The sequence below is a fragment of the Streptomyces sparsus genome (assembly GCF_054776295.1).
Genome location: NZ_BAAHCA010000520.1, coordinates 1 through 3,472 on the forward strand (window position 1 = coordinate 1; position 3,472 = coordinate 3,472).

Consider the following 3,472-nt stretch of genomic DNA (forward strand, 5'->3'; position numbering starts at 1 on the left):
GGCGCCGCCGACCAGCACCGTCCAGGCGGCGGCCCGCAGCGGACGGCGGCGCCGGCGGCGTGCCAGGTCCCAGTCCGACTCGCCGGGCCGTGCCGGCGGCAGATAACCGTAGTCCTCGTCCCGGACCGGTGGCAGGAACCGGGTCGCGGACATCACCTGGGTGGCGTCCTCCGGCCCGGTGGGCCCGGGTACGGGTCCGGGCACGCCGTCCGTGGTGCGGAACAGGTGCAGGTCGTCCTCCCACGAGTGCGACCCGTGGCGGGGTGCCATCACAACCTCCTTCGCCGCGTCACTCCGTGGCTGTGTCACGCCGTGTCCGTGGCCGGTCGGTGTCCGTCCTCCGACGGAATACGCGGCGCGGGGGCCGAACGCTCAACGCCCTTCCGGACCACCGCGCAGAATCGTTCCGGCGGGGAGCCGTCGCCGAACCCGCCCTGCCCGTGGGCCCGGCCGGGCGTGGCCTGCTCAGGACAGCCAGCCGTTCATCGCGGCCCGGACACCGGCCTGGAAGCGGCTGGTCGCGCCCAGGCGGTCCATCAGGTTGGCGACGATCCTGCTGACCGACCGGGGGGAGATGCCGAGCTGGTGGGCGATGACCTCGTTCTTCTTGCCGCCGGCCATCAGCAGCAGCACATCCCGCTCCAACTCGCTGGGCTCCGGCCCGTTCTCCTCACCCTCCTGCGGGGCGGTGAACTCCAGCCCGCGTTCCCAGTGGTGGTCGAACAACCGGCGCAGGAAACCCAGCATCGCCGGATCGCGCACCAGCACCACACCCGCCGCCGGATTCGCCGGATCGACGGGCAGCACCGCGGAACCGTGGTCGGTGATCAGCAGCCGCGACGGCAGCACCCCGGTGCTGCGCACCTGCGCCCCGGCACTGCTGATGCGCGCCGCGTAGCGGGCGGTCGGTCGGTGTTTCTGGGCACTGTGCTGAAACAGCGTACGCATCCGCACCCCGCGTGCGAGGGTCTCAAGGTCGAGTGGAAGGGCCGAACCGATGCTGGCCTCGTTCATGCCCCCGCCGGGCACCAGCGCGTCCACCGAGGTGGTGCAGTGGCGCGCCAGGTCGTCCATGACGGACCGGATGCTGTCGATGCCCTCGATCACCTCGATGCTGCCCTTGTCCGAGCGCATGCTCCGGGCCTCCAGGTACTCACCCGTCAGCGCGTGCAGCCTGGCGCGGGCGCCGGCGATCGCCGTCTGGCGCTCCAGGACGTCCCTCTGGGCCGCCGCGAGCAGGGTGTCCGCGGCGGTCTCCGGACTGACCGCGGCCCAGCCGCCGCTCGGCGCCGGTTGCAGCAGCCCCAGCGCCGCGAGCCGGGCCTCCGCCGCGGTGACGTCCTCCACGGCCAGTCCCGCCCGTGCCGCGATGCGCTCCGCGGTGTCGGTGGCGTGGATCACCCGGAGCCGGTAGACCCGGGAAGCCGTCGCGTCTATTTCGCCATTCTCCTGCACAGTCCCAGCTTCCTTGATCTCATCCGAGCCTCCTGAGGCGACAACGTGCCAGGCGAGATGCCGCCAGGGCAAACCCCTTGGATCCGGCGCCGCGCCACGTGAACATCAACCGTGGAATGCAGCGGTCGGTTGGGGACGCTGCCCAGGTCAATAGGGAGGAATCTTGTGAAGAGGTTCACTCGCGTCTTTGCCGTACCTTTCATCATCGCGCTCGCTTTCGGTGGTGTGCAGCTGGCTTCCGCGGACGCCGGCCAGGCACCGGCCGCCGCTCAGTCGACCGAGTCCGGCGACACCAGCTGGTCCTGGGGCTGACAGCCCCTGACGGGCAGCCGGCCGACTCCCGGAGAATCTGCAGATGACCACGCTCGTCGTCAACGGTGGGCCGAGCAACGACTACGCCGAGATGCTTCCGGAACTCGCCGCGGACATGGTGGTGTTCACCGGGAATCCGCTGCCGGGACCGGAGCGCTACGCGCACTACGAGCAGGTCGCCGACTGCGAGGCGGTTTCCTACGCCGAGCTGGCGGCCCTGCGGATGGCCACCCAGGCTGTGGACCCGGCGTCCTTCGAGCACGTGCTCACGGACAACGAGTACGACCTGGAACGGGCCGGCCGGCTGCGGGACCGGCTTGCCATACCGGGCCAGAGCGAGGCCAGCGCCCGGGCCTTCCGGGACAAGGCACTGATGAAGGACCTGGCCGCGCAGGGGGTGTCCGTTCCGGCGTACACCCGGCTGGGCACCTTCTTCGACCTGGTGGAGTTCATCGCCGAACGGGGCTACCCGGTGGTGGTGAAACCCGTCAGCCAGGGCGGCTCGCGCGGAGTCACCGTGCTGCGGAACGACGGCGACCTCACCGCTTTCAGCGCCACCCGGTGGCGGCACGACCTGATGGTGGAGGAGTTCGTACGAGGCGAGGTCTACCACGTGGACGCGGTGGTGGCGCCCGGCTTCCGCTTCGTCTCCGCTGGCCACTACTACACCGGCTGTCTCGAGGTGCTCTCCGGCGCCAACAACGGCTCGGTGCTGCTCCACCCCCACGAGCCGATGTCGGCGCGGCTCGCGGACTTCTTCGACACCTTGATGAAGGTCATGCCCGCGCCGGAGGTCGGCGCGTACCACCTGGAGGTCTTCCACACCCTTGATGATCGCCTGCTGCTCTGCGAGATCGCCTCGCGGGTGGGCGGAGCACGCATCCCGCAGCTGATCCGCCGTACCTACGGCATCGACCTGAAGGAGACCTGGTTCCGGCTCGCCACCGGCCTGCCGCTGCGCGCCGAACCGTTCGAGATACCCCGCGCGGTGCACGGTGAACTGTGCATCACCCCGCTCCCCGGACGGGTCGTGCGGGTCCCCGGCCCACCGCCGTTCGACTGGGTACGGGAACACGTGACCAACCTCGCCCCCGGCGAGTTCAGCCCCGGACCGCGGCACAGCGCCACCGGGGTGTGCTGGACCATCGTCGCCGGAGGCGACTCCGTCGAAGTGATGGACCGGCTGAACACCTGTGAACGCTGGCTCGAGGAGCACCTGGAACACGGTGCTCCGGAGCCCGCCCCATGAGACCACCCCCCACGCCCACCGCCGTCCTGCTCAGCCCCCGCCTGCGGACGGTACGGGCGGCCCGCAGGGTCGGGGCCCGCACACTCGTTGTGAGCCCCGACCCCGCGGCGCCAGGAATGCGGCAGACCGCTGCCGAAGCCGACGGGATGATCCAGGCCGACTGGAGCGACCGCCGCACACTGGTCTACGCGCTGGGCGCCTTCGCCCGCCACGACCGGGCCGCGGTGTTCGGCTTCGACGCGGCCAGCGCACTCGCGGCGTCCTGGGCCAACGCCGCGCTGCGCCTGCCGGGTAACCCCCCATCGGTGGTGGCCGCACTCACCGACCCGGCAGTGCTGCGGGACCGCGTCAACCAGCTCACCGGGCAGCCCGTCCGCTTCGAGCTGTGCGAACCGGCCGCGCTGGCGAAAGCCGCCGCCAAGGTCGGCTACCCCTGCGTCGCGCTGCCGCGCGGCA

3 protein-coding genes and 1 pseudogene are annotated in these 3,472 nt (G+C 71.2%); 2 read left to right on the forward strand and 2 right to left on the reverse strand.

Annotated elements, in window-relative coordinates; translation table 11 throughout:
• Both ACYVE9_RS19530 and ACYVE9_RS19535 read right to left on the reverse strand, forming a co-directional pair.
• Positions 1-270, reverse strand: a 270-nt coding sequence (locus ACYVE9_RS19530; protein ID WP_461029177.1) for a hypothetical protein, incomplete at its 3' end; no start/stop codon positions are given.
• A gap of 195 nt (positions 271-465) precedes the next feature.
• Positions 466-1,455 (reverse strand): helix-turn-helix transcriptional regulator, encoded by a 990-nt coding sequence (locus ACYVE9_RS19535; protein WP_461029178.1) that lies wholly within the window; start codon positions 1,453-1,455, stop codon positions 466-468.
• A 355-nt stretch (positions 1,456-1,810) separates the two neighbouring features.
• Between ACYVE9_RS19535 and ACYVE9_RS19540 the strand changes: the two genes are divergently transcribed.
• Together ACYVE9_RS19540 and ACYVE9_RS19545 are read left to right on the forward strand one after the other, a co-directional pair.
• Positions 1,811-3,016, forward strand: coding sequence for an ATP-grasp domain-containing protein (locus ACYVE9_RS19540; protein ID WP_461029179.1), 1,206 nt, complete (start codon positions 1,811-1,813; stop codon positions 3,014-3,016).
• Positions 3,013-3,472 (forward strand): annotated as a pseudogene (locus ACYVE9_RS19545) (hypothetical protein); the annotation flags it as partial. The gene ACYVE9_RS19540 and the pseudogene ACYVE9_RS19545, both read left to right, overlap by 4 nt.

Bases quoted from the DNA above. Each gene is read 5' to 3' on its own strand.
- ACYVE9_RS19540 (WP_461029179.1), top strand. From the start codon at position 1,811: ATGACCACGCTCGTCGTCAACGGTGGGCCGAGCAACGACTACGCCGAG.